21 protein-coding genes are annotated in these 23,786 nt (G+C 69.6%); 16 read left to right on the top strand and 5 right to left on the bottom strand.

Annotated elements, in window-relative coordinates:
* Positions 1-117: 117 nt before the first annotated feature.
* From hutH to FHY06_RS17645, 11 genes are all read left to right on the top strand, one after another.
* Positions 118-1,677 (top strand): histidine ammonia-lyase, encoded by a 1,560-nt coding sequence (hutH, locus tag FHY06_RS17695; RefSeq protein ID WP_145760344.1) that lies wholly within the window; start codon positions 118-120, stop codon positions 1,675-1,677.
* Positions 1,678-1,704: 27 nt separating this feature from the next.
* A complete protein-coding gene (hutU, locus tag FHY06_RS17690) occupies positions 1,705-3,435 on the top strand; it encodes a urocanate hydratase (RefSeq protein WP_184605908.1) in 1,731 nt (576 codons plus the stop codon).
* Between the two features lie 149 nt (positions 3,436-3,584).
* The gene (locus tag FHY06_RS17685; RefSeq protein ID WP_126184206.1) at positions 3,585-4,316 is read left to right on the top strand and encodes an IclR family transcriptional regulator; all 732 of its coding nucleotides are present in this window, start codon (positions 3,585-3,587) and stop codon (positions 4,314-4,316) included.
* Positions 4,317-4,371: 55 nt separating this feature from the next.
* Positions 4,372-5,118, top strand: a complete 747-nt coding sequence (locus tag FHY06_RS17680) for a transporter substrate-binding domain-containing protein (RefSeq protein ID WP_019658451.1) — start codon at positions 4,372-4,374, stop codon at positions 5,116-5,118.
* 108 nt (positions 5,119-5,226) lie between these two features.
* Positions 5,227-5,895 (top strand): amino acid ABC transporter permease, encoded by a 669-nt coding sequence (locus tag FHY06_RS17675; RefSeq protein ID WP_026346849.1) that lies wholly within the window; start codon positions 5,227-5,229, stop codon positions 5,893-5,895.
* Between the two features lie 148 nt (positions 5,896-6,043).
* Positions 6,044-6,616, top strand: a complete 573-nt coding sequence (locus FHY06_RS17670; RefSeq protein WP_184605907.1) for a HutD/Ves family protein — start codon at positions 6,044-6,046, stop codon at positions 6,614-6,616.
* Between the two features lie 27 nt (positions 6,617-6,643).
* Positions 6,644-7,882 (top strand): imidazolonepropionase, encoded by a 1,239-nt coding sequence (gene hutI, locus FHY06_RS17665; RefSeq protein WP_184605906.1) that lies wholly within the window; start codon positions 6,644-6,646, stop codon positions 7,880-7,882.
* The gene (locus FHY06_RS17660) at positions 7,879-9,261 is read left to right on the top strand and encodes a formimidoylglutamate deiminase (RefSeq protein ID WP_184605905.1); all 1,383 of its coding nucleotides are present in this window, start codon (positions 7,879-7,881) and stop codon (positions 9,259-9,261) included. The genes hutI and FHY06_RS17660 overlap by 4 nt, the downstream gene beginning before the upstream one ends.
* Positions 9,262-9,272: 11 nt before the next feature.
* On the top strand, positions 9,273-10,088 hold the full coding sequence (hutG, locus tag FHY06_RS17655) for an N-formylglutamate deformylase (protein ID WP_020723436.1): 816 nt from the start codon (positions 9,273-9,275) through the stop codon (positions 10,086-10,088).
* A gap of 134 nt (positions 10,089-10,222) precedes the next feature.
* Positions 10,223-11,275: a homocysteine S-methyltransferase family protein gene (locus FHY06_RS17650; RefSeq protein ID WP_019658445.1), complete on the top strand. Its 1,053-nt coding sequence runs from the start codon at positions 10,223-10,225 to the stop codon at positions 11,273-11,275.
* 249 nt (positions 11,276-11,524) lie between these two features.
* Entirely contained in the window at positions 11,525-12,259 is a 735-nt protein-coding gene (locus FHY06_RS17645) for an SH3 domain-containing protein (RefSeq protein WP_019658444.1), read from the top strand.
* Between the two features lie 27 nt (positions 12,260-12,286).
* Here the strand turns inward: FHY06_RS17645 and FHY06_RS17640 are convergent, their stop codons facing one another.
* The 3 genes from FHY06_RS17640 to FHY06_RS17630 form a co-directional block, all read right to left on the bottom strand.
* Complete coding sequence (locus FHY06_RS17640) at positions 12,287-13,333, bottom strand: NADPH-dependent curcumin/dihydrocurcumin reductase (protein ID WP_184605904.1); 1,047 nt, start codon at positions 13,331-13,333, stop codon at positions 12,287-12,289.
* Between the two features lie 90 nt (positions 13,334-13,423).
* Positions 13,424-14,038 carry a TetR/AcrR family transcriptional regulator gene (locus FHY06_RS17635; protein WP_184605903.1) on the bottom strand — a complete coding sequence of 205 codons (615 nt, stop codon included), beginning with the start codon at positions 14,036-14,038 and terminating at the stop codon, positions 13,424-13,426.
* A gap of 33 nt (positions 14,039-14,071) precedes the next feature.
* Positions 14,072-15,013 carry a LysR family transcriptional regulator gene (locus FHY06_RS17630; protein WP_126184197.1) on the bottom strand — a complete coding sequence of 314 codons (942 nt, stop codon included), beginning with the start codon at positions 15,011-15,013 and terminating at the stop codon, positions 14,072-14,074.
* A gap of 101 nt (positions 15,014-15,114) precedes the next feature.
* On the opposite strand from FHY06_RS17630, the gene FHY06_RS17625 reads away from it, so the two are divergent.
* The gene (locus FHY06_RS17625; RefSeq protein ID WP_132751842.1) at positions 15,115-15,555 is read left to right on the top strand and encodes a PACE efflux transporter; all 441 of its coding nucleotides are present in this window, start codon (positions 15,115-15,117) and stop codon (positions 15,553-15,555) included.
* A gap of 25 nt (positions 15,556-15,580) precedes the next feature.
* On the opposite strand, the gene FHY06_RS17620 is transcribed toward FHY06_RS17625, so the two are convergent.
* Together FHY06_RS17620 and FHY06_RS17615 are read right to left on the bottom strand one after the other, a co-directional pair.
* Positions 15,581-16,510 carry a lipase secretion chaperone gene (locus tag FHY06_RS17620; protein WP_184605902.1) on the bottom strand — a complete coding sequence of 310 codons (930 nt, stop codon included), beginning with the start codon at positions 16,508-16,510 and terminating at the stop codon, positions 15,581-15,583.
* A 7-nt stretch (positions 16,511-16,517) separates the two neighbouring features.
* A complete protein-coding gene (locus tag FHY06_RS17615) occupies positions 16,518-17,435 on the bottom strand; it encodes an esterase/lipase family protein (protein ID WP_184605901.1) in 918 nt (305 codons plus the stop codon).
* Between the two features lie 296 nt (positions 17,436-17,731).
* Here FHY06_RS17615 and metH point away from each other — a divergent pair, with 296 nt between their 5' ends.
* Genes metH through FHY06_RS17595 form a run of 4 tightly spaced genes read left to right on the top strand, consistent with a single transcriptional unit; the run spans position 17,732 to position 23,760 of the window.
* Entirely contained in the window at positions 17,732-20,470 is a 2,739-nt protein-coding gene (gene metH, locus FHY06_RS17610) for a methionine synthase (protein WP_080647970.1), read from the top strand.
* A 52-nt stretch (positions 20,471-20,522) separates the two neighbouring features.
* The gene (locus FHY06_RS17605) at positions 20,523-22,337 is read left to right on the top strand and encodes an ArnT family glycosyltransferase (protein ID WP_184605900.1); all 1,815 of its coding nucleotides are present in this window, start codon (positions 20,523-20,525) and stop codon (positions 22,335-22,337) included.
* Complete coding sequence (locus FHY06_RS17600) at positions 22,334-23,353, top strand: glycosyltransferase family 2 protein (protein WP_184605899.1); 1,020 nt, start codon at positions 22,334-22,336, stop codon at positions 23,351-23,353. Before FHY06_RS17605 ends, FHY06_RS17600 begins: the two co-directional genes overlap by 4 nt.
* The gene (locus tag FHY06_RS17595; RefSeq protein ID WP_019658434.1) at positions 23,350-23,760 is read left to right on the top strand and encodes a GtrA family protein; all 411 of its coding nucleotides are present in this window, start codon (positions 23,350-23,352) and stop codon (positions 23,758-23,760) included. The genes FHY06_RS17600 and FHY06_RS17595 overlap by 4 nt, the downstream gene beginning before the upstream one ends.
* Positions 23,761-23,786 lie beyond the last annotated feature (26 nt).

The raw sequence follows: 23,786 nt of genomic DNA, 5'->3' as shown, positions 1-23,786 counted from the left end.
AACACGTGCGGCCCGGCAAAGCCGGTTCCGCGGTGTTCCGCGAAGGGCCGTAGGTCTTTTTTTGTCGTCGCCATCGACTCAGCTTTCACTCGCAACTACTTGTATAGACAGGTTTACATGCCAAGCAAACACACCGCCCATCCAGACGCCACCCTGACCCTCGTGCCCGGCCAGGTCGACCTCGCGACGCTGCGCCGCATCCAGGCCGGCGGCGTGAAGCTCGCGCTCGACGCATCGGTGCGCGAAGGCATGCAGCGCGCCGAGGCCGCCGTGCGCCACATCGTCGAGAACGACCAGGTCGTCTACGGCATCAACACCGGCTTCGGCAAGCTCGCGAGCACGCGCATCGGCAACGACCACCTCGCCGAGCTGCAGCGCAACCTGGTGCTCTCCCACAGCGTGGGCACGGGCGAGCCGCTGGCCGCGCCGGTGGTGCGCATGGTCCTCGCGACCAAGGCCGTGAGCCTGGCGCGCGGCCACTCCGGCGTGCGGCCGGCACTGGCCGATGCGCTGCTGGCACTGTTCAACGCGGGCGTGATGCCGCGCATCCCCGCCAAGGGATCGGTCGGCGCCTCGGGCGACCTCGCGCCATTGGCTCACCTCGCCTGCGTGCTCATCGGCGAAGGCGAGGCGACGCTGCCCGACGGCCGCGTGGTCAGCGGCGCCGAGGCGATGAAGCACATCGGCCTCGAGCCCTTCGTGCTCGGCCCCAAGGAAGGCCTTGCGCTGCTCAACGGCACGCAGGTGTCGACCGCGCTCGCACTGGCGGGCCTCTTCGGTGCGGAAGACGTGTTCGCCTCGGCGCTGATGTCGGGGGCGCTGTCGCTCGAAGCCATCCAGGGCTCCATCAAGCCCTTCGACGCGCGCATCCACGCCGCGCGCGGCCAGCCGGGCCAGATCGCGGTGGCGGGCGCGGTGCGCACGCTGCTCGAAGGCAGCGAGATCGTTCCCTCGCACGCCGACTGCGGCCGCGTGCAGGACCCGTATTCCGTGCGCTGCATCCCGCAGGTGATGGGCGCCTGCCTCGACAACCTCGCGCACGCCGCGCGCGTGCTGGTCATCGAGGCCAATGCCGCATCCGACAACCCGCTGGTCTTCACCGACACCGGCGAGGTCATCTCGGGCGGCAATTTCCACGCCGAGCCCGTCGCCTTCGCGGCCGACATCGTGGCGCTGGCCGTGAGCGAAGTCGGCGCGATCTCCGAGCGCCGCCTCGCGCTGCTGCTCGACAGCGGCCTGTCGGGCCTGCCGCCCTTCCTCGTGCGCGACGGCGGCCTCAACTCGGGCTTCATGATCGCGCAGGTCACGGCCGCGGCGCTCGCCTCGGAGAACAAGTCGCTCGCGCACCCCGCCAGCGTCGACAGCCTGCCGACCTCGGCCAACCAGGAAGACCATGTGTCGATGGCCACCTTCGCAGGTCGCCGCCTGGCCGACATGGTCAACAACACGGCCGTGGTGGTGGGCATCGAAGCGATGGCCGCCGCTCAGGGCATCGAACTCAAACGCAAGCTCAGGAGCTCGCCGCTGGTCGAAGCCGAATTCGCCGCCATCCGCCAGCAGGTCGCCTTCCTCGAAACCGACCGCTACCTCGCCCCCGACATCGAAGCCATGCGCCAGTGGGCGCTGAAGGCCGATCTGCCGGCCGCGCTGCTCGACATCCTGCCCAGCCACTCGTAAAACACACCCCGATTAGGAGAACCCCCCATGAACGCTCCCGACAAATTCGCCCTGAACACCGCCACCGACCCGCGCCACGATCCCACGCGCGTGATCCGCGCCCCGCGCGGCAGCGAGCTCAACTGCAAGAGCTGGCTCACCGAGGCCCCCTTCCGCATGCTGCAGAACAACCTCGACGCCGAGGTGGCCGAGCGCCCGCAGGACCTGGTGGTGTACGGCGGCATCGGCCGCGCCGCGCGCGACTGGGCCTGCTTCGACCAGATCCTCGCTTCGCTGAAGGAACTGAACGACGACGAGACGCTGCTGATTCAATCGGGCAAACCGGTGGGCGTCTTCAAGACGCACGAGAACGCGCCGCGCGTGCTGCTGGCCAACTCGAACCTCGTGCCGAAGTGGGCCAACTGGGAGCACTTCAACGAGCTCGACCGCAAGGGCCTCTTCATGTACGGCCAGATGACGGCCGGCAGCTGGATCTACATCGGCAGCCAGGGCATCGTGCAAGGCACCTTCGAGACCTTCGTCGAGGCCGGCCGCCAGCACTACAACAACAGCCTCGCGGGCAAGTGGATCCTCACGGCCGGCCTGGGCGGCATGGGCGGCGCGCAGCCGCTGGCCGCCACGCTGGCCGGCGCCGTGTCACTGAACATCGAGTGCCAGCAGTCGAGCATCGACTTCCGCCTGCGCACCCGCTACGTCGACAAGCAGGCACGCGACATCGACCACGCCTTCGAGCTCATCAAGCAGCACTGCGACGCGAAGGAAGCCGTGTCGATCGCGCTGCTGGGCAACGCGGCCGAGGTCCTTCCCGAGCTGGTGAAGCGCGTGAAATCAGGACAGGCCGGCGGCCTGAAGCCCGACCTCGTGACCGACCAGACCTCCGCGCACGACCTCATCAACGGCTACCTGCCTGCCGGCTGGAGCGTGCCGCAATGGCAGGCAGCCATGAAGGACGCCTCGCAGCACGATGCGCTGAAGAAGGCCGCCGCGAAGTCGTGCGCCGTGCACGTGCAGGCCATGCTCGACTTCCAGGCCATGGGCATCCCCACGGTCGACTACGGCAACAACATTCGCCAGGTGGCCTTCGACGAGGGCGTGAAGAACGCCTTCGACTTCCCCGGCTTCGTGCCGGCCTACATCCGTCCGCTCTTCTGCGAGGGCAAGGGCCCGTTCCGCTGGGTGGCGCTGTCGGGCGACCCGGAGGACATCTACAAGACCGACGCCAAGATCAAGGAGCTGTTCCCCGAGAACAAGCACACGCACCGCTGGCTGGACATGGCGCGCGAACGCATCGCCTTCCAGGGCCTGCCGGCGCGCATCTGCTGGCTGGGCCTGGGCGAGCGCCACATCGCGGGCCTGGCCTTCAACGAGATGGTGCGCAAGGGCGAGCTGAAGGCGCCCATCGTCATCGGCCGCGACCACCTCGACACCGGCTCGGTCGCCAGCCCCAACCGCGAGACCGAGGCGATGAAGGACGGCACCGACGCGGTGAGCGACTGGCCGCTGCTCAACGCGCTGCTCAACACGGCAGGCGGCGCCACCTGGGTCAGCCTGCACCACGGCGGCGGCGTGGGCATGGGCTACTCGCAGCACTCGGGCGTGGTGATCGTGTGCGACGGCACCGATGCCGCTGCAAAACGCATCGAGCGCGTGCTCTTCAACGACCCCGCCACCGGCGTGATGCGCCATGCCGACGCGGGCTACGACATCGCCGTGGCCACCGCGAAGAAGCAGGGCCTGAAGCTGCCGATGGTGAAGTGAGGGCAGGCGCCGCCATGAAGAAGGGCGCGACCTTAAGCCGAAGGTAGAAAGAAAAAGCAGGCCCATTCCCACTCCCTGGGAATATGGGCTTGGAAGTGGGAACGGCGGGCAAGATACTGCACGCCGGTTCCATTCCTCCGACCGATCGCATGACGCCCCCGACCGACGCCCCCGCCAACGACCGCGCGCTCTTCGTGCTGTCGGTGCTGGCGCAGAGCAAGGCGGCGATGACGGCGGCCGAGCTGGTGCGGGCCACCGGCCTGTCGCAGAGCACGCTGTACCGGCAGATCGCCACGCTGCGCCGCTGGGGCTTCGTGATGGAGTCCGACGGCCGCTACTCGCCAGGCCCGGTCAGCGTGCAGCTGGCCACCGGCTTCGACGGCAACTCCGACCTCGTGATCGCCGCGCGCGCCGACATGCGCCTGCTGGCGCAGCAAAGCCACGAGAGCGTGGCGCTGGTCACGGCGGTGAACGACCGCGTCGTGTGCCTGGAGATGATCGACAGCGAACAGTCGCTGCGCTGCTCCTTCGACCGCGGCCGCAGCGTGCCTGCCCGCGATGGCGCCAGCGCCAAGTGCCTGCTGGCCCACATGCCGGTCGACCAGCGCGACGCCCTGCTCGACGGCCTCGGCGAAAGCGCCGAGCGCCGCGCCGAGCGCGCCGCCGAACTCGACGCCATCCGCGAGGCCGGCCATGCCGTGACCCACGGCGAGGTCGACGCCGGCGTGTGGGGTGCGAGCGCGCCGGTGCTCTCTTCGGGCCGGCGCCTGCGCGGCGCGATCACGCTGATGGCGCCGCTCACGCGCGTCGAGGGCATGGAAGCTGCATTGCTGCACATGACCGTCGTCACGGCGGCGCGCATCTCGCGGGCGCTGCAGTAGCCGCGCTGCCTTTTTCTTTCTTCTTCCTTCATTCCCACCACGAAAGTCCCCTGCCATGAACACCCGCCGCACCATCGTCGCCGCCGCTCTTTCCGGCCTTGCCATCCTCGGTTTCGCGGGCGCCGCGCACGCACAGGGCGAGCCTCTGCGCGTGGCGACCGACGCCACCTTCCCGCCCATGGAGTTCGTGGAGAACGGCAAGCGCACCGGCTTCGACGTGGAGCTGGTCGAGGCCATCGGCAAGACGCTGGGCCGCAAGGTCGAGTGGATCGACATCGACTTCAAGGGCCTGGTGCCGGGGCTCATCTCGAAGCGCTTCGACATGGCCGTCTCGGCCATCTACATCACCGACGAGCGCAGGAAGGTCGTCGACTTCACCGTGCCCTACTACGCGGGCGGCCTCGTCGTGATGGTGAAGGACGGCAACACGGCGATCAAGACGCCGGCCGACATCAACGGCAAGAAGGTCAGCGTGCAGGTGGGCACCAAGTCGGTGAGCTACACCAAGGAGAAATTCCCGCAGGTGCAGCTGATGGAAGTCGAGAAGAACCAGGAGATGTTCAACCTCGTCGACATCGGCCGCGCCGACGCCGCCGTGACCGGCAAGCCCGCCGCCTACCAGTACGTGCGCACGCGCGGCGGCCTGAAGGTGCTGCCCGAGCAGATCACCACCGAGGAATACGGCATGGCCATCCGCAAGGACACGCCCGAGCTGACCAAGGCGGTGAACGGCGCGATCGAGAAGCTGAAGGCCGACGGCACCTACGACCAGATCGTGAAGAAGTGGTTCAGCACGAAGTAATGACAGCCCCCCGGCTTTTCACGCGCTGCGCGCGTGTAACTCCACCCCCCGGGGGGAGGCGCGGCCGGCTTGGGGCGGCCCGGCGCCCGGCCGCAGGAAGGATTGATGATGGATCTCGATTTCTCGCCAGTCTGGCAGGGCTGGCCCGACCTGCTGCGCGGCGCATTGGTCACGGTGGAGATCACCGCCTGCGCGCTCGCACTGGGCTGCGTGCTCGGCCTGCTGGTCGGCATCGGCCGGCTGAACCCGAAGAGGCGCTGGCTCTACGGCGCATGCACGGCCTATGTGGCGGCCATCCGTGGCACGCCGCTGCTGGTGCAGCTGTTCATCCTGTTCTTCGGCCTGCCGCACTTCGGCATCCTGCTGCCGGCCTTCGTGTGCGGTGTGCTGGGGCTCGGCGTGTATTCGGGCGCCTACGTGTCGGAGATCGTGCGCGGCGCGATCCAGTCGATCGACAAAGGCCAGACCATGGCTGCTCAATCGCTGGGCATGACGCCCGGCCTCGCGATGCGCCACATCGTGCTGCCGCAGGCGGTGGTGCGCATGATCCCGCCGCTGGGCAACGAGTTCATCGCGTTGATCAAGAACTCGGCGCTGGTGTCGCTGCTGACGATTCACGACGTGATGCACGAGGGGCAGAAGATCATCAGCGTGTCGTATCGCTCGCTGGAGGTGTATCTCGCCATCGCGGTCGTGTACTTCGTGCTCACCGGCACGATGACGCTGGTGCTGAGGCACTTCGAGCAGCGCCTGCGCCAGGGCGGGATGGTGCGATGAGCGGCGCGATGGAATTTGTCTTCCTCCCTCCCCCGCTGGGGGAGGGCAGGGGTGGGGGCACGACGGCCTCTAACCAATCACAGCGCTCGTTGGGCACTGCCCCCATCCCAACCTTCCCCCAGAGGGGGAAGGAGCAAGAGGGGCGCTCATGAGCAGCGTGTTCCGGTTCTCGCGCGCCTCGCTGCCCGCCACGCCATGGAAGAACGGCGGTGGCACCACGCGGGAAGTCGCCAGCTGGCCGCAGGGCGCAGGGCTCGACAGCTTCGGCTGGCGCGTGAGCATCGCCACCATCGCGGCGGCGGGGCCGTTTTCGGTGTTCGCGGGCGTGGACCGCAGCATCACGCTGCTCGAAGGCGACGGCGTTCGGCTCTTCACGCACGACGGGCGCATCGAGCACCGGCTCGACGTTCCGTTGCAGCCCTTCGCCTTCAGCGGCGACGAGCCGATCGACTGCACGCTGCTCGGCGGCGCCTCCAACGACTTCAACGTGATGACGCGGCGCGGCCAGTGGCGCGCCGACGTGCGCGTGCTGGACCGCGCCGCGGCCATCGAGGCCGCACCGCACGGCGTGCTGCTGGCGCTGCGCGGCGCATGGCGGCTCGACGATGAAGCCTGCAGCGAAGGCGAGGGCCTGCAGTGGTCCGATGCGACACGGGCCTGGCATGCGACGCCCGAAGGCGCCGACGCGCGGCTGCTCGCGGTGCGCATCCTGCCGGCGTAACCTGCAGGCGCAACAACAGGAACGACGATGAAACCCGTCATCAACGAATTTCCCTCCGCCGACGGCCTCTGGAGCGGCATCCGCCTCGCCACCGATGCGAACGTGGAAGGCGCCATCGTGGTGGCGCAGGGCGCGATCCGCTGGGTCGGCGCCCGAAGCGCGCTGCCGGCTGAATTCGCCGGACTGAAGCCGCACGACGGCGGCGGCGCACTCGTCACTCCGGGGCTGGTCGACTGTCACACGCACCTGGTCTATGGGGGCCAGCGCGCCAACGAGTTCGCGATGCGCCTGGCAGGCGCCACGTACGAGGAAGTGGCGAAGGCCGGCGGCGGCATCGTCTCGTCGGTGCGCGCCACGCGCGAGGCCGATGAAGACACGCTCTTCGCACAGGCCGCACCGCGGCTCGAGCAGCTGCTGGCCGACGGCGTATGCGCCATCGAGATCAAGTCGGGCTACGGCCTCTCGCTGGAGCACGAGCGCAAGCAGCTGCGCGTGGCGCGGCGCCTGGGCGAGGCCTATGGCGTGACGGTGCGCACCACCTTCCTCGGCGCGCATGCGCTGCCGCCGGAGTACGCGGGTCGAGCCAATGGAAGTGGCGACTACATCGACCTCGTCTGCAATGAGATGCTGCCCGCGCTCGCGGCCGAAGGGCTGGTCGACGCGGTGGACGTGTTCTGCGAACGCATCGCCTTCTCGCTCGCCGAGACCGAGCAGGTCTTCAAGGTCGCGAAGGCGCTGGGCCTGCCGGTGAAGCTGCATGCCGAGCAGCTCTCGGACATGGGCGGCGCCGCTCTGGCCGCGCGCTACGGCGCGCTGTCGTGCGACCACATCGAGCACCTGTCGGCCGAGGGCATCGAGGCGATGCGCCGCTCGGGCACCGTGGCCGTGCTGCTGCCGGGCGCCTACTACACGCTGCGCGACACCCACCTGCCGCCCATCGCCGCTCTGCGCGCCGCGGGCGTGCCGATGGCGGTGTCCACCGACCACAACCCCGGCACCTCGCCCGCGCTGAGCCTGCTGCTGATGGTGAACATGGCCTGCACGCTGTTCCGCCTCACGGTGCCCGAGGCGCTCGACGGCGTCACCGTGCACGCCGCGCGCGCGCTGGGCCTGCAGGACACGCACGGCGCCATCGCCCCCGGCATGCCCGCCAACTTCGTGCTGTGGAACGTGCGCGAAGCGGCCGAGCTCGCCTACTGGTTCGGACAGCAGCCCGTGCGCGCCGTGGTGCGGCAGGGGCGCATCGCCATTGGAGGCAACGCATGACACAAACTCTTTTCGCGGCCGATGCGCTGCTGCCCGAGGGCTGGGCCAAAGACGTCCTGCTGGCGTGGGACGACGCGGGCCGGCTCACGCAGGTGCAGCCCGGCGCGCAGCGCCCCGTCGACACGCAGGCCGCCACCGGCCCCGTGATCCCCGGCATGCCCAACCTGCATTCGCACGCCTTCCAGCGCGCCTTCGCGGGCCTCACCGAACACCGCGCCGAGCAGCACGACAGCTTCTGGAGCTGGCGCACGCTGATGTACCGCTTCGCCGCGCGCCTGGGCCCGCAGCACATGGAAGCCATCGCGACCTGGCTCTATGCCGAGATGCTCGAAGCCGGCTACACCGGCGTGTGCGAGTTCCAGTACGTGCACCACGACGTGGACGGCCGCCCGTACGCCGACGACGCCACGCTGAGCCTGGCGCTGCTGCGCGCGGCGAAGAAGGCGGGCATCGGCTTCACGCTGCTGCCGGTGCTCTACCAGACCGGCGGCTTCGGCGAGCAGCCGCCCACCGAGGGGCAGCGCCGTTTCGTGCGCTCCACCGAATCGATGCTGCGCCTGCTCGACGCGCTCAAGCCGCAGTGTGACGCGCAGGGCGCGCGACTGGGCCTCGCGCCGCACTCGCTGCGCGCCGTTCCGCCGGAAGGTTTGCGCGAGGCCGTCGCGGGGCTCGAGGCCATCGACCGCACCGCGCCCATCCACATCCACATCGCCGAGCAGACCAAGGAAGTGGACGACTGCGTGGCCTGGAGCGGCCTGCGCCCCGTTGAATGGCTGCTCGACCACGCGCCGGTGGACGAGCGCTGGTGCCTCGTGCATGCCACGCACATGAACGACGCCGAGTACGAATACGCGGCCCGCAGCGGCGCGGTCGCGGGCCTGTGCCCGACCACCGAGGCGAACCTGGGCGACGGCATCTTCGACTTCGCCAAGTGGCGCAGCCACGGCGGCGCCTGGGGCGTGGGCTCCGACAGCCACGCCAGCGTCAACGCGGCAGAGGAACTGCTGATGCTCGAATACAGCCAGCGCCTGGCCAGGCGCCAGCGCAACGTCGGCGCCAGCGCGGCGCAGCCGCATGTGGCCACCGCGCTCACGCTGGAGGCGGTGCAGGGCGGGGCGAGGGCCTCGGGCCGCGCCACGGGCGGGCTTGCGGCAGGGCTGCAGGCCGACTTCGCGGTGCTCGATGCCTCGCACATCGCGCTGCAGGGACTGTCCGCGCCCGATATGCTTTCCGCCCACGTCTTCGCGAGCCACCGCACCTCGGCCATCGACAGCGTCTGGGTGGCAGGCCGCCCGCGCGTCTCGGCCGGACGCCACGCGCTGCACGACGAAGCCGCCGCCGCCTTCGTGGCCGCGCGCACCCAGCTACTCCAGGATTGATCGACCCCACCATGGCCTTCACCACCGCCGAACCGCCTTTCCGCTTCCGCCAGGGCACCCGCCCGCTGCTGATCTCGATGCCGCACGTCGGCACGCACGTGCCGCCCGCGCTGGCCGCGCGCCTGACCGACGAGGCGCGCCAGGTGCCCGACACCGACTGGCACCTCGAGCGCCTCTACGACTTCGCCGACGAGCTGGGCGCCTCGGTGCTGGTGGCGACGCACTCGCGCTACGTGATCGACCTGAACCGTCCGCCGGACGGCGCGAGCCTCTACCCCGGCCAGAGCGTGACGGGCCTGTGCCCGGTCGACACCTTCGACGACACGCCGCTGTACGCGAACCCTGCCGACGTGCCGGGCGAGGCCGAGATCGCCGAGCGCCGCGACGCCATCTGGCAGCCCTACCACGCCAGGCTGGCCGAGGAACTCGCCCGCATCCGTGCGCAGCACGGCGTGGCCGCGCTGTGGGACGCGCACTCGATCCGCTCGGTGCTGCCGCGCTTCTTCGACGGCAAGCTGCCCGACCTGAACCTGGGCACCGGCAAGGGCATCAGCTGCGACCCGGCGCTGGCGCAGACGCTGCTGGGCATCGCCGAGAGCGCCACCGGCTACACGGGCGTGCTCAACGGCCGCTTCACCGGCGGCTACATCACGCGCAACTACGGCAACCCCGCGCAGAACGTGCACGCGGTGCAGCTGGAGATGACGCAGTCGAGCTACATGCAGGAGAAGCTGCCCTTCGACTACCTGCCCGAGGTGGCGGCGGGCGTGCAGCCGCACGTGCGGCGGATGATCGAGGCGGTGCTGGACTTCGTCGAAGGCCGTTGACGTCAACGGCCTTGGGTGTTCAGGTGGAACGCCGTCGAACCGGCTTTGCCGGGCGACTGGCGTTGCCCCCGGTAGGGGGGAGGAGAAGCGACACGAAGTGCGCGTAGCCTGGGGGCGAGCGAGAATATGAGGTTATGAAGCCCCTCGTCTACACCCGCGGCCAGGCCCTGCCCGGCATCCTCGCCAAGCGCATCGCCATCCTCGATGGCGCCATGGGCACGATGATCCAGCGCTTCAAGCTCACCGAGGAGCAGTACCGGGGCGAGCGCTTCAAGGACTTCGAGCGCGACGTGAAGGGCAACAACGAACTGCTGTCGCTCACGCGGCCCGACGTGATCCGCGACATCCACGAGGGCTACCTCGCGGCCGGCGCCGACCTCATCGAGACCAACACCTTCGGCGCGACCACCATCGCGCAGGAGGACTACAAGATGGCGCATCTCGCGCGCGAGATGAACCTCGAATCCGCCAGGCTCGCGCGCGCGGCCTGCGACAAGTTCAGCACGCCCGACAAGCCGCGCTTCGTGGCCGGCGCCCTCGGCCCGACGCCTAAGACGGCGAGCATCAGCCCCGACGTGAACGACCCGGGCGCACGCAACGTCAACTTCGAGGAGCTGCGCGCGGCCTACTACGAGCAGACCGCGGCGCTGGTCGAAGGCGGTGCCGACGTGATCCTGGTCGAGACCATCTTCGATACGCTCAATGCCAAGGCCGCGCTGTTCGCGGTCGACGAGTACTTCCACGACAGCGGCCAGCGCCTGCCACTCATCATCAGCGGCACGGTGACCGACGCGTCGGGGCGCATCCTCAGCGGCCAGACCGTCACCGCCTTCTGGCACAGCGTACGCCACGCGCAGCCGCTGGCCATCGGCCTGAACTGCGCACTGGGCGCGGCGCTGATGCGCCCCTACATCCAGGAACTGGCGCGCGTGGCCGGCGACACCTTCATCAGTTGCTACCCGAACGCCGGCCTGCCCAACCCGATGAGCGACACCGGCTTCGACGAGACGCCCGAGGTCACCTCGCGCCTGCTGCACGAGTTCGCATCGGAAGGGCTGGTGAACATCGTGGGCGGCTGCTGCGGCACCACGCCCGACCACATCGCGGCGATCGGCAAGGCGGTCGAGCCGATGGCCGGGCGGGTGCTGGGCAGCAACGCGGCTGGTTTCTACAAGGAAGCGGCGTAGCTGGTTCTCCCCCAGGCTTCGCGCACTTCGTGTCGCTGCGCCAACCCCCTTCCGGGGGCAACACCTGCGGCCCGGCGAAGCCGGTTCCGCGGTGTTTCTGGCTCTCCTGCGGGCTTCGCGCATTTCGTGGCGCTGCGCGGCCTTCTTCCGGGGGTGACGTCTGCGGGCCGGCGGAGCCGGTTCTGTGGTGTTTCTGGAATCAGGTGTGCGCTGATTGACGGGCTGGAGCCCCCGGCCTAGGCTGGGGCGATGAACTCACTCGCACATCGCTGGGCTGCCGTGGGCGCGCTGGCCCTGGCGCTTCCGCTCGCGGCGCAGGCGCAGCAGGCTTTCACGCGCGGCGGGGTCAACCTGCGTGCGGGTCCGTCGGGCGACTATCCGCTGGTGGCGCGGCTCGGGCCGGGGCAGCCGCTCGAGGTGGTCGGCTGCACGAGCGGCTACGGCTGGTGCGACGTGGTGCTGCCCGACGGCGGGCGCGGCTGGGTCTGGGCGCGCAGCATCGACTACGCCTACCAGGAGCAGCGCGTGCCGCTGGCCACGTACGGCGCGCTGATCGGCGTGCCGATCATCGGCTTCGCGATCGGCAGCTACTGGGCCGACTACTACCGCGACCGGCCCTGGTACGGCGACCGGCGCTGGTGGGGCAACCGGCCGCCCCCGCCGCCCGTGGCGGGCTGGCGTCCGCCGCCGCCGGTGCGTCCGGGATGGCAGCCGCATCCGTGGCAGCCGGGGCCCGGTTTCCGCCCTCCCGGTCCGGGGTTCCGCCCGCCGCCCGGTCCCGGGTTCCGGCCGCCGCATCCGCCCGGCGTTCGTCCGCCGATCGATCCCGGCGTCAGGCCGCCGCGCCCGCAGCCGGGGTTCCGCCCGGGGCCGCCGCCGGGCATGCCGCATCCGCATCCTGGCGGGGGAGGGCATCGCGGGGGCGGCCATGGTGGACATGGAGAAGGCCGCGGCGGCGGCCACGGCGGCGGGCACCGGCACTGACGGCACTGACGGCACCGCCCGTCCGTCTCAATCCCCGGCGACGCGCACCACGCGCTTGCCGACGTTGCGGCCCTGGAGCAGGCCGATGAATGCGGCCGGCGCGTTCTCCAGGTCGTCGATGCGGTCCTCGCGCAGCGTGATCTTCCCGGCCTCCACCCATCCGTCCATCTCGCGCCGGAACGCATCGAAGCGCTCGCCGTAGTGGTCGAGGATGACGAAGCCCTGCATGCGGATGCGCTTCTGCAGCAGCGCCGCCGTCAGCAGCGGCAGCCGGTTGGGCCCCGGGGGCAGAGCCTCGCTGTTGTAGTCGGCGATGTGCCCGCACACCGGCACGCGCGCGCCGATGTTGAGCAGCGGCAGCACCGCGTCGAACACCGCGCCGCCGACGTTCTCGAAGTACACGTCGATGCCCTGGGGGCAGGCGGCCGCGAGGCGCGCTGCGAACTCCGGATCGTGGCGGTCGATGCAGGCGTCGAAGCCCAGCACCTCGACCGCGTGGCGGCATTTCTGAGCACCGCCGGCGATGCCGACCACGCGCGCGCCCTTCAGCCTGGCGATCTGCCCGACCACCGAGCCGACCGCGCCGGTCGCGGCGGCCACCACCACCGTCTCGCCGGCCTTGGGCTGGCCGATGTCGAGCAGGCCGACGTGGGCGGTGAAGGCCGGCATGCCGAGCCCGCCCAGCGCGAGCGAGGGCTGGGCCATGTCGCCGAGCGGCATCAGGTCCTGGCCGTCGGACAGCGCGTAGTCCTGCCAGCCGGCGTTGCCGAGCACGAGATCCCCGGGCCGCAGGCGCGGATTCCGGGACTCGACGACGCGGTTGACCGTGCCGCCCGGCATCGGCTCGCCCACCTGCACCGAGGCGGGCGCGTAGAGCGGCGGCACCTCGTCCATCAGCTGGCGCATGTAGGGATCGAGCGACAGGTGCAGCGTGCGCAGCAGCACCTGGCCCTCGCCGGGCGCGGGAACGGCGGCTTCCTCGAGGCGGAAGTTCTCCGGCGTGGGAAGGCCGCGCGGCCGGGCGGCGAGGACGATGCGGCGGTTGACGGTGTCGACGGTGTTGCGCTGGGACATGTAGCGTGGCTCCTTGGTTAATAGACCAGTCGTCTAGTAGATGGCCGAAAAAAAGCGGGAGCGCGTTCGCCTCCCGCCTGGTGATTTCCTTCAGTGGTCCGAAGACAGGCCCAGCTGCTGCCGGGTGTCGCGCATCGCCGCGTCCAGGGACGAGCGGTCGCGCGTGATCTTGGCCAGCAGGCTGGCGCCGAGCCAGCGCTGGTAGAGCGCGACGGCGACCCCTTGGGCGTCCTGTCCCTGTGGCATCGCCTTGATCGAGCCGTCGGCGTGGCCGGCCTCGATGCAGCCGGCGAGCCGGTCGGTGATGCCGCGGGTGCCGCGCGCTAGCGCCGCGCGCATGCTCTCGGACAGGTCGCAGACCTCGGCGCCGAGCTTCACGACGAGGCAGCGGCTCTGCGCTTCCTCGCCGGTCTGGGAGTCGAGCCAGTCGTCGAAGTAGGCGATCAGGCGCCGGGCGGCGGTGCCGGAACCCTCGGTCAGCAGGGCGTCGGTGCGCCCGAGGTACTCGCCGAAGTAGGCCTCCAGCACCGCCTCGCCGAACACTTCCTTGGAGCCGAAGTAGTGATAGAACGAGCCCTTCGGCACCTTCGCCGCGGCCAGCACTTCGGCCAGCCCGACGCCGGTGAAGCCCTTTCGCAGCAGCAGCGGATGGGCCACGTCGAGGATGTGCTGGCGGACGTCGGTGGTGGGAGCGGCGGCGTTCATGGGCCGCACTCTAGCGTCTATTAGACCAGTCGTCTAGTTCGTCGGGCCGGCAGTTTCGCCGCTGACCTTGGGGCTGCACTCGCCCGCCGCGGCCCGTCCCTTGGCGATCAGATTCACGAAATGCTGGGCTCCCAGGCCGAGTGGGCGCTCACGTGACCACACCACGTCCACCCACAGGTCGAGTCCATTGCTGAGGTTCTCGAAGGGAATCTCGACCAGCGCACCCGCCGCCACGTGCGGCCGCGCGAAGTTGCGCGGCAGCCAGCCCCAGCCCAGTCCGGCGGTGATCAGGCTCAGCGCGGCCAACGCGTTGTCTGAGCGCCAGACGTGGCGCGCGAAGACGAATCGCGGGTCGCTGGTGGCGAGGTCTCGCCCGGCCACCACGATCTGGCGGGTGTTGGTCAGGTGGTCCTCGCGCAGCCGGCCGCCGTTGGCTGCGAGCACCGGGTGGTCGGGCGCCATCACCGCCACCATGAGTTCGCTGCCCACTTCCTGGAAGCCCTCGCGCCCGTCGAGGCTGGGCCGTTCGAACACCAGCGCGAGCTGCGCGCGGCCGCTGTGCAGCAGCGCCAGCGCGTCGGCCTGCGGCGCGGCAAGCACCTCGACCTGCAGCAGCGGATGCTCCCGCGCCAGCTCCGACAGCGGGCCCGTCCACGGCGCGGCCAGCAGCTCGGGCGCGATGGCCAGGGTGAGTCGGTCTTCCAGCCCCTGGGTGAGGGCGAGTGCCTGCACCTGCAGCTGCTTGAGCTGCGACGCCAGCAGCCGCGCCTGCGGCTCCAGCGATCGTGCGGCGGCCGTGGGCTGGGGCTCGCGGCCGCTGCGGTCGAAGAGCTGCAGGTCGAGCTCGGCCTCGAGGTTGGCGATGGCCATGCTCACCGCCGACGGCACCCGGCGCAGCGCCCGCGCGGCGGCCGAGAAGGAGCCGTGGTCGATCACGGCCAGGAAGACTTCGACGTTGTCGCTGGAGAAAGCCATGGCGCCCGATCTATCAGTCAAACTGAAACAAGTTAACTTTTTATATCAGCAGATGACAAATAAAGTCCAGTCATCGCATCAACGAACACAGAGAGAAAGTCATGCAAGGGATTCAGCGCCGCATCGTCTATATCACCCTCTATGAAGGGATCGCTATCGTGGCCGCCAGTGCCGGGCTGGCCCTGATGACGGACGCCGGCCTGGGCCATTCGGGCGTCCTGGCGGTGGCAGCGTCGGTCATCGCGGTGATCTGGAACCTGGTCTTCAACTCGCTCTTCGAGCGCTGGGAGTCGCGCCAGGCCGTGCGCGGACGCAGCCTGCGCCGCCGGATCGCGCACGCCATCGGCTTCGAGGGCGGCCTGATCGCCTTCCTGGTGCCGATGTTCGCCTGGGGCCTGGGCGTGTCGCTCTGGCAGGCGCTGGTGATGGACCTGGGGCTGGTGGTGTTCTTCCTGGTCTACACCTTCGTCTTCAACTGGGCCTTCGACCGCGTGTTCGGCCTGCCGGCTTCGGCCGCGGCGAAGGTGCCGTTGGCGGCCTGATCGCCGCACAGGCAAAGGGCAGAAATCAAGGCGGCGCGGCCGCCTTTTTCCTTGCGTCGGCCGCGCGCATCTCCAGCGCGGCCTGCAGACGCAGCGCCTCCTGCGGCGTGAAGAGCTCGGCCTGCAGTTGCGCCCGTGTGGCCTCGTCGGCGGCCGCGTAGCGCGAGAGGCGGCTCTGCCAGTCCTGCTCCTGCTGGTCGAGCGCGGCGAGCCGCTGTGCCGCCTCGTGGCCGTACTGCTTCGAGCGTTCCTCGAAGCGCTCCTGCGGGCTGGCGCCGCGTGCTTCCAGCGCGGCGGTCTGCTCGCCCACGGCCAGCTGCGCGACGGAGGCCGTGCGGTCGGCGCGCTGCTCGGGCGTGAGCCAGGTTTCCTCGGTCTTGGCCAGCGCCTGGCGTTTCTGCTCGGGCGTGAGGTTCGCGTTGCGCTCGATCTCCAGCTTCTCGACGCTGAAGCGGTCGAATTTCTCCTCGGCGCCGAACAGGCCCTCCACCTCCTCGGGTGCGAAGTAGCGCGAGCGGATGCCGGCGCGCGCATCGAGAATCCGGCGCAGCCCGGCAGGGTCGCCGATGCTGGCCGCGGGCAGCGCCTCGAGCGCGGTGCGGTAGTCGATGTAGCGCTCCAGCAGGCCCAGTGCGCGCACCCGCCATTCGGGCGGCAGGTACCTGTCGATCTTCGCGCGCATCTCGGCCATCAGGCCTTCCCGGTCGCGGGCCTGGCTGCCGTCGAGCATCTGCTCGAAGGTGCGCAGCAGGGCGGGCGTCAGCAGCGGATCGGGGGCGTGGGGGCTCGTGCCGGACGCGGCGGTGGAAACGGCCGGCTGGGCGGACGATGCGGCCGGCAGGGCCGCGGATGCGACCGCGGGAGCCGGTGCCTCCTCGCCCCCGGCCAGCCACCACGCCGCGCCCGCAGCCACCACCAACGCCGTCGCGAGCGGCCACAGGAGCTTGCGGGGCATCGTCTCCTCAGAGGCCGAGCTGCTTCAGCTTCGCCGCCTGGTTCACGTACAGCGTCACCGGGCTCACCGAGAACAGGTCGCGCAGCCCGAGCATCTGGTTGACCTCGTCCAGGTGGTTCTGCCTGTAGCTGCCGAGGTAGGTGCCCAGGTGCGAGCTGCAGGCCGAGGCGAGACCGTCGTTGGCCTCGCCGTGCACCACGCTCAGCAGCGACAGCGGGTAGTCGGAGGCGTCGAACACGTTGGTCAGCGGCTGCGTGCCCGACCAGGAGAAGTAGCGCACGCCGTTGACCAGCTCGGCCCCGTTGCCGCAGGCGGTGGTGGGCACGCCGTCGGGGAACTTGGCGTTGAACTTCGCGGAGCCGGCGGTGTTGAGCGACTCGAGGGCGCCCAGGCCGCTCTGCGGCGTGTTGTTGCCGGAAAGGATGCCGATGAGGCTGGAGAAGGCGTTCACCGCGCTCACCACCACCGCCCGGCTCAGGCTGCCTTCGGGCAGCGTGTTGCCCAGCAGGTCGGCCACCTTGCTGCCCTTGTGCGGGCTGCCCACCGTGGTGACGGAGGCCACCAGCTGCGGCGCCACGCCCGAGACGTAGCGCGCCGTGGGGCCGCCGTGCGAATGGCCGATCAGGTTGACCTTGCTCGCGCCGGTCAGCGCCAGCACGTCCTTGACCTGCTTGAGCAGCTGCTCGCCGCGCACCTCGCTGCTGTTGGTGGCCGCCACCTCGGCCACGAAGACCTTCGCGCCCTGCGCGCGCAGCTCGCCCGGAATGCCGTACCAGTAGTCGATGCCGGCGATGGTGTCGAAGCCCAGCATGCCGTGCACCAGCACGATCGGATAGGCCGACTGCGCGCTGGTGCCGGCCGCCTGCGCCGTCTGCGCCAGGGGCGCGAGCGCGAGCATGCCGCCCACGAGCAGCGCGCCGGCCATCCGCCGGACCGTGCCGTCCTTGCTGCGTGTCGTTTTCGTGCTCGTCCTTGTCCTCGAAGCCGCAATCCTCTTCGCCAGTCGAATCATCGGAGCTCCCTAGTGGGTTGATCGGTTTGGGGGCACGCAAAAAACGAACGAACGTGCACTTTTCATTCTGCGAAACCGACCGGGCCGGATCGATCCGGACTTTCCCTTTCATGAATCGGACTTACTCCTGCAGCACCTGCGGCGCAGGCGAGGGCGATAGACTCCCCCAACCCGCGCACGAATAACCGCTTTTGCCTCCGAGTCCAACCATGTCTTCCCCAATGCCGCCTCCCATGAAGCTCTCAGGCCTGGAGCCGGTCTCCATCGGCGAAGGCACGCTGTTCGTCAACATCGGCGAGCGCACCAACGTCACGGGCTCCAAGGCCTTCGCGCGCATGATCCTCAACGGCCAGTTCGAAGAAGCGCTGGCCGTGGCGCGCCAGCAGGTCGAGAACGGCGCGCAGGTGATCGACGTGAACATGGACGAGGCCATGCTCGACAGCAAGGCCGCGATGGTGCGCTTCCTCAACCTCATCGCCAGCGAGCCCGACATCGCACGCGTGCCGGTGATGGTCGACAGCTCGAAGTGGGAGGTCATCGAGGCGGGCCTGCGCTGCATCCAGGGCAAGGGCATCGTCAACTCCATCTCCATGAAGGAGGGCGTCGACAAGTTCAAGCACGAAGCCATGCTGGTGAAGCGCTACGGCGCCGCCGCCGTGGTGATGGCCTTCGACGAGAAGGGCCAGGCCGACACCTACGCGCGCAAGATCGAGATCTGCGAGCGCGCCTACCGCATCCTGGTGGACGAGGTGGGCTTCCCGCCCGAGGACATCATCTTCGACCCGAACATCTTCGCCATCGCCACCGGCATCGAGGAGCACGACAACTACGCGGTCGACTTCATCGAGGCCACGCGCTGGATCAAGCAGAACCTGCCGGGCGCCAAGGTGTCGGGCGGCGTCTCGAACGTGAGCTTCAGCTTCCGCGGCAACGACCCGGTACGCGAGGCGATCCACACCGTGTTCCTGTACCACGCGATCAAGGCGGGCATGGACATGGGCATCGTCAACGCCGGCATGGTGGGCGTGTACGACGAGGTCGAGCCCACGCTGCGCGAGCGCGTGGAAGACGTGGTGCTCAACCGGCGCCCCGACGCCGGCGAGCGCCTGGTCGAGATCGCCGAGAGCGCCAAGGGCGCGGCCAAGGACGACAGCAAGAAGCTCGAATGGCGCGGCACGCCCGAGCAGCCCGTGCCGGTGGCGCAGCGCCTGTCGCACGCGCTGGTGCACGGCATCACCGAGTTCATCACGCAGGACACCGAAGAGGCCTACCGCGAGATCCTCGCCAAGGGCGGCCGCCCGCTGCACGTGATCGAAGGCCCGCTGATGGACGGCATGAACGTCGTGGGCGACCTGTTCGGCCAGGGCAAGATGTTCCTTCCGCAGGTGGTGAAGTCGGCGCGCGTGATGAAGCAGGCCGTGGCGCACCTCATTCCCTACATCGAGGAGGAGAAGCGCCAGGACGAGGCGGCAGGGCGCGACGTGCGCTCCAAGGGCAAGATCATCATCGCCACCGTGAAGGGCGACGTGCACGACATCGGCAAGAACATCGTCACCGTCGTGCTCCAGTGCAACAACTTCGAGGTGGTGAACATGGGCGTGATGGTCCCGTGCCACGAGATCCTCGCGAAGGCGAAGGTCGAGGGCGCGGACATCGTGGGCCTGTCGGGCCTCATCACGCCGAGCCTCGAGGAGATGCAGTATGTGGCCGGCGAGATGCAGAAGGACGACCACTTCCGCATCCGCAAGATCCCGCTGCTGATCGGCGGCGCCACCACCAGCCGCGTGCACACGGCCGTGAAGATCGCGCCCCACTACGAGGGCCCCGTGGTCTACGTGCCCGACGCCTCGCGCAGCGTGAGCGTGGCGCAGTCGCTGCTGTCGGACCAGGCGGCCGCCTACATCGAGGAGATCAACGCCGACTACGTCAAGGTGCGCGAGCAGCACGCCAACAAGAAGCAGGTGCCGCTGTGGCCGCTCGCGAAGGCGCGCGCCAACAAGACGCCCATCGACTTCGCGAACTACCTGCCCCCTTGCCCCAAGTTCATCGGCCGGCGCGTGTTCAGGAATTTCGACCTGACCGAGCTCGCGAAGTACATCGACTGGGGCCCGTTCTTCCAGACCTGGGACCTGGCCGGCCCCTTCCCGGCCATCTTGAAGGACGAGATCGTCGGCACCGAGGCCGTGCGCGTGTATGCCGACGGCCAGCGCATGCTCAAGCGGCTCATCGAGGGCCGCTGGCTCAGCGCGAGCGGCGTGGTGGGCTTCTGGCCCGCCAACACGGTGAACGACGACGACATCGAGCTCTACACCGACGAGTCGCGCAGCGAGGTAGCGCTCACCTGGTACGGCATGCGCCAGCAGACCGAGAAGCACGAGATCGACGGCGTGATGCGCCCGAGCCGCTGCCTGGCCGACTTCGTCGCACCGAAGGGCAGCGGCGTGAAGGACTACGTCGGCATGTTCGCCGTCACCGCCGGCCTGGGCGTGGAGAAGAAGGAGAAGTACTTCGTCGACGACCTCGACGACTACTCCGCCATCATGCTCAAGGCCCTGGCCGACCGGCTGGCCGAGGCCTTCGCCGAGGCGCTGCACCACCGCGTGCGCACCGACCTGTGGGGCTACGCGAGCGACGAGGGCCTGAGCAACGACGACATGATCGCGGAGAAGTACCGCGGCATCCGCCCCGCGCCCGGCTACCCGGCCTGCCCCGACCACAGTGTGAAGAAGCCCATGTTCGACCTTCTGAACTGCGCGGACATTGGCATGAGCCTGACGGAAAGCCTCGCTATGATGCCCGCCGCCAGCGTGAGCGGGTTCTACCTGAGCCACCCCGATTCGACGTACTTCAACGTCGGCAAGATCGGATACGACCAGTTGCAGGACCAGGCTGCGCGGCGCAAGGAAAGCGAAGCCGACCTCGAGCGCCTGCTCGCGCCCAACCTTTGAACCTGCCGGCCGGCGCGGCCGTCCGGCACCGGGAGTCGTTATTCAGAAGCTGATGTTTGCAGCCGCGCACTACGCGGCCCTGGCGGTTTTCGTGACGGGCTGCTGGGGCTATGGACGTGCGCTGCTGGGCCGCCTCGCGCCGCCCCCGCGCCGCGACGCGGGGCTCGAAGCCGCCATGGCCGTGGCCTTGGGCGTGGGAATCTTCATCTGCGCCTTCCAGGCGCTGGCCATCTTCGGCGCCTTCAGGACGGGCGCGACCGCGGCGGTCGTCGCCGTGGGCGTGGTGGCCGCGGCGCTCCAGCTGCCTTCATGGTTGCGCGAGCGGCGCGCGCTGCTGCTTGCGAACCCGCCGGCGGCGCCCTGGAGCTACGTCGAGCGCGTCGCGGCGATCGCGCTGGCGCTGGTCGTGCTGCCCGCGCTGGCCGCACCGCTCGCGCCGCCCATCGCCTTCGACGAGCTGATGTACCACCTGCCCTATGCGCGGCAGGTCGCGGAGCAGGGCTCGCTGGGTATCCACGACTGGCTGCGCTACCCCTGGTTCCCGTACAACTACAACCTGCTGTACGCCGGCGCGCTGCAGCTGGGCGACGACGTGCTGCCGCACTTCCTCAACGGGCTGGCCGGCGCGCTGTCGGTGGTGATGATCTACCGCCTCGGCATGCTGCACGCCAACCGGCTCACCGCATGCATCGGCGCGGCCATCTGGCTGGGGCTCGGTGACTATTCCAACGCGCTCATCGACATGGGCGTGGCGCTCTTCGTGCTGTCGGCCTGCGTGGCGCTGTGGTGGTGGCGCGAATCCGAGGTCGGCAAGCCGGCGCACGGCGGCATCCGCTGGCTCGGTGTCGCGGCCTTCTGCCTGGGCTTGGCGGCCGGCTCGAAGTACCAGGCGCTGATCTTCCTGCCGCTGGTGGCGCCCTTCGTCTTCCGCCACGAGCGCAGCCTCAAGGCCTGGGCGCTGGTGTTCGCCTGCTTCCTGCTGCCCTGCGTGTACTGGTACGCGCGCAACGCCATCATGACGGGCGACCCCTTCAACCCCATCGGCGCGCGCGTGTTCGGCTTCACCGAATGGACGCCGGCCGACTATGTGCAGCAGGTGGCCGACGTGCGCGTGCATGCCGAGCTGCCCAACGCGCTGCTGTGGTCGGTGTTCTTCGCGCCGTTCAGCCCGCTGTGGAAGCGCTCCGCCGCCGTGCGCGCGGCCGGCTGGTTCTGCCTGTACTCGGTGATCGTCTGGGTCGTGACCTCGCGCTATCCGCGCTACCTGACGGCCTCGTTCCCGCTGCTGGCGGCCATCGCGGCCGTCGGCTGGCAGGTGGTGTTCGGCTGGATCGTCGCGGGCTTTCGCCGCCTGGCCGGGGCCAGGGCTTCGGCGGCCGACGTGCCTCCCGCAGCCGTCACTGCGCGCACCCCGGCCCGCGTGGGCGATTGGGCGATCGTGCTGCTGCTGGCGGTGCTGGCCGCGGTTTCCGTGCGCCAGACGGCCACCAAGGTCGCGCTGATCGCGACCACCCCCGAGGCCCGCGAAGCCGTGCTGCGCAAGCACGTGCCGGGCTATGCGGTCATGGACTACCTGCGGCGTACCGCCAAGGGCCGCGTCTACCAGATCGCGCTGAACGAGGCGATCTACTACGGCCCCAACCCCATCTGGGGCGACACGCTCGGGCCCTGGCGCTATACCGACTTCGGCAAGCTGTCGGGCGGCGACCTCGCGCGCAAGCTCTCGGGCATGGGCTTCGTCGCGGTGGTGCTGCCCGATACGGTGGTGCCGGTGTTCACCGCGCGCGTCGATTTCGACAAGTACTTCGCCGTGCAATACCAGCAGGACGGCAGCCGGGTCTACCGTATCCTTCCCGCCGCACCATGAACGACGCCGCAGACATCTCCAACAGCATCCGGCAAGGCCCCGGCGGCAATGTCGGCAGCGGCCTGCGCGTCGCCGTGGTGATCCCCTGCTACAACGAGGCGCTGGCCATCGAGCAGGTGGTGCAGGGCTTTCACGCCGCGCTGCCCGAAGCCGACATCCACGTCTTCGACAACAACTCCAGCGACGACACGGCAGGCGTGGCGCGCGCGGCCGGCGCCACGGTCACCCACGTTGCCCTGCGCGGCAAGGGCAACGTGGTGCGGCGCATGTTCGCCGACGTCGATGCCGACGTTTACGTGATGGCCGACGGCGACGCCACCTACGACGCGGGCGCCGCGCCGCGCCTCATCGAGCGCCTGGTGCGCGACAACCTCGACATGGTGGTCGGCAGCCGCGTGGACGACGGCCAGGACGCACACACCTACCGCGCCGGCCACCGCTTCGGCAACCGCATGCTCACGGGCGCGGTGGCGCAGCTCTTCGGCGGCGGGCTCACCGACATGCTCTCGGGCTACCGAGTGTTCTCGCGGCGCTATGCCAAGTCGTTCCCGGCGCTGTCGCGGGGCTTCGAGACGGAGACCGAGCTCACCGTGCACGCGCTCGAGCTGCGCATGCCCTATGCGGAGGAAGCCACGGCCTACAGCACGCGGCCCGAAGGCTCGGTGAGCAAGCTCTCGACCTACCGCGACGGCTGGCGCATCCTCAAGACCATCTGCAAGCTGTTCGTGAGCGAACGGCCGCTGCAGTTCTTCTCGATCATCGGCGCGCTGCTGGCGCTGATGTCGATCGTGCTGATCGTGCCGGTCGTCATGACCTACGTGCACACCGGCCTGGTGCCCCGGCTCCCCACCGCGGTGCTGGCCACCGGCGCAATGCTGGCGGCGATGCTGTCCTTCGTGTGCGGCGTCATCATGCAGGCCATCACCCTGGGGCGGCGAGAGGCCAAGCGGCTGAGCTATCTCGCGATTCCCAGCGTGCGCGAACGTGCGGCCCGCGCGGCGGGCGGTCCGCGATGAAGATCGGCCGCGAGTTCCTCGCCTTCGCGGTGGTCGGAGTGATCGGGCTCGTGGTCGACGTGGTGGTGCTCTACCTGCTGGCGCCGCTGCTGGGCTGGTACGCGGCGCGCGTGGTGTCCTTCCTCTCGGCGGCGACGACCACCTGGGCCTTCAACCGCCGCTACACCTTCGCTGCGAGCGCGGCCAGCGCCGCATCCGGCCGTTCCGTCTGGCGCGAATACCTGGGCTACCTCGCGACCATGACCGCGGGCGCAGTGCTCAACTACGGCGCCTACGTGCTCACGCTGCACTGGGTGGAAGGCCGATGGGCTGCGGCGCTCGGCGTGGCGATCGGCAGCGTTGCGGGCATGGGCGCCAACTTCCTGTCGGCGCGCTATCTCGTCTTCCGCTCGCACCGCGGCGGCTGAAGCCAGCCGGCGGCGGCGAGGGGCGT

This window comes from Variovorax atrisoli (assembly GCF_014195185.1).
In the GTDB taxonomy this organism is placed as follows: domain Bacteria; phylum Pseudomonadota; class Gammaproteobacteria; order Burkholderiales; family Burkholderiaceae_C; genus Variovorax; species Variovorax atrisoli.
The sequence above is the reverse complement of the archived record's forward strand: the minus strand, read 5'-3'. Positions and strand labels throughout refer to the sequence as shown.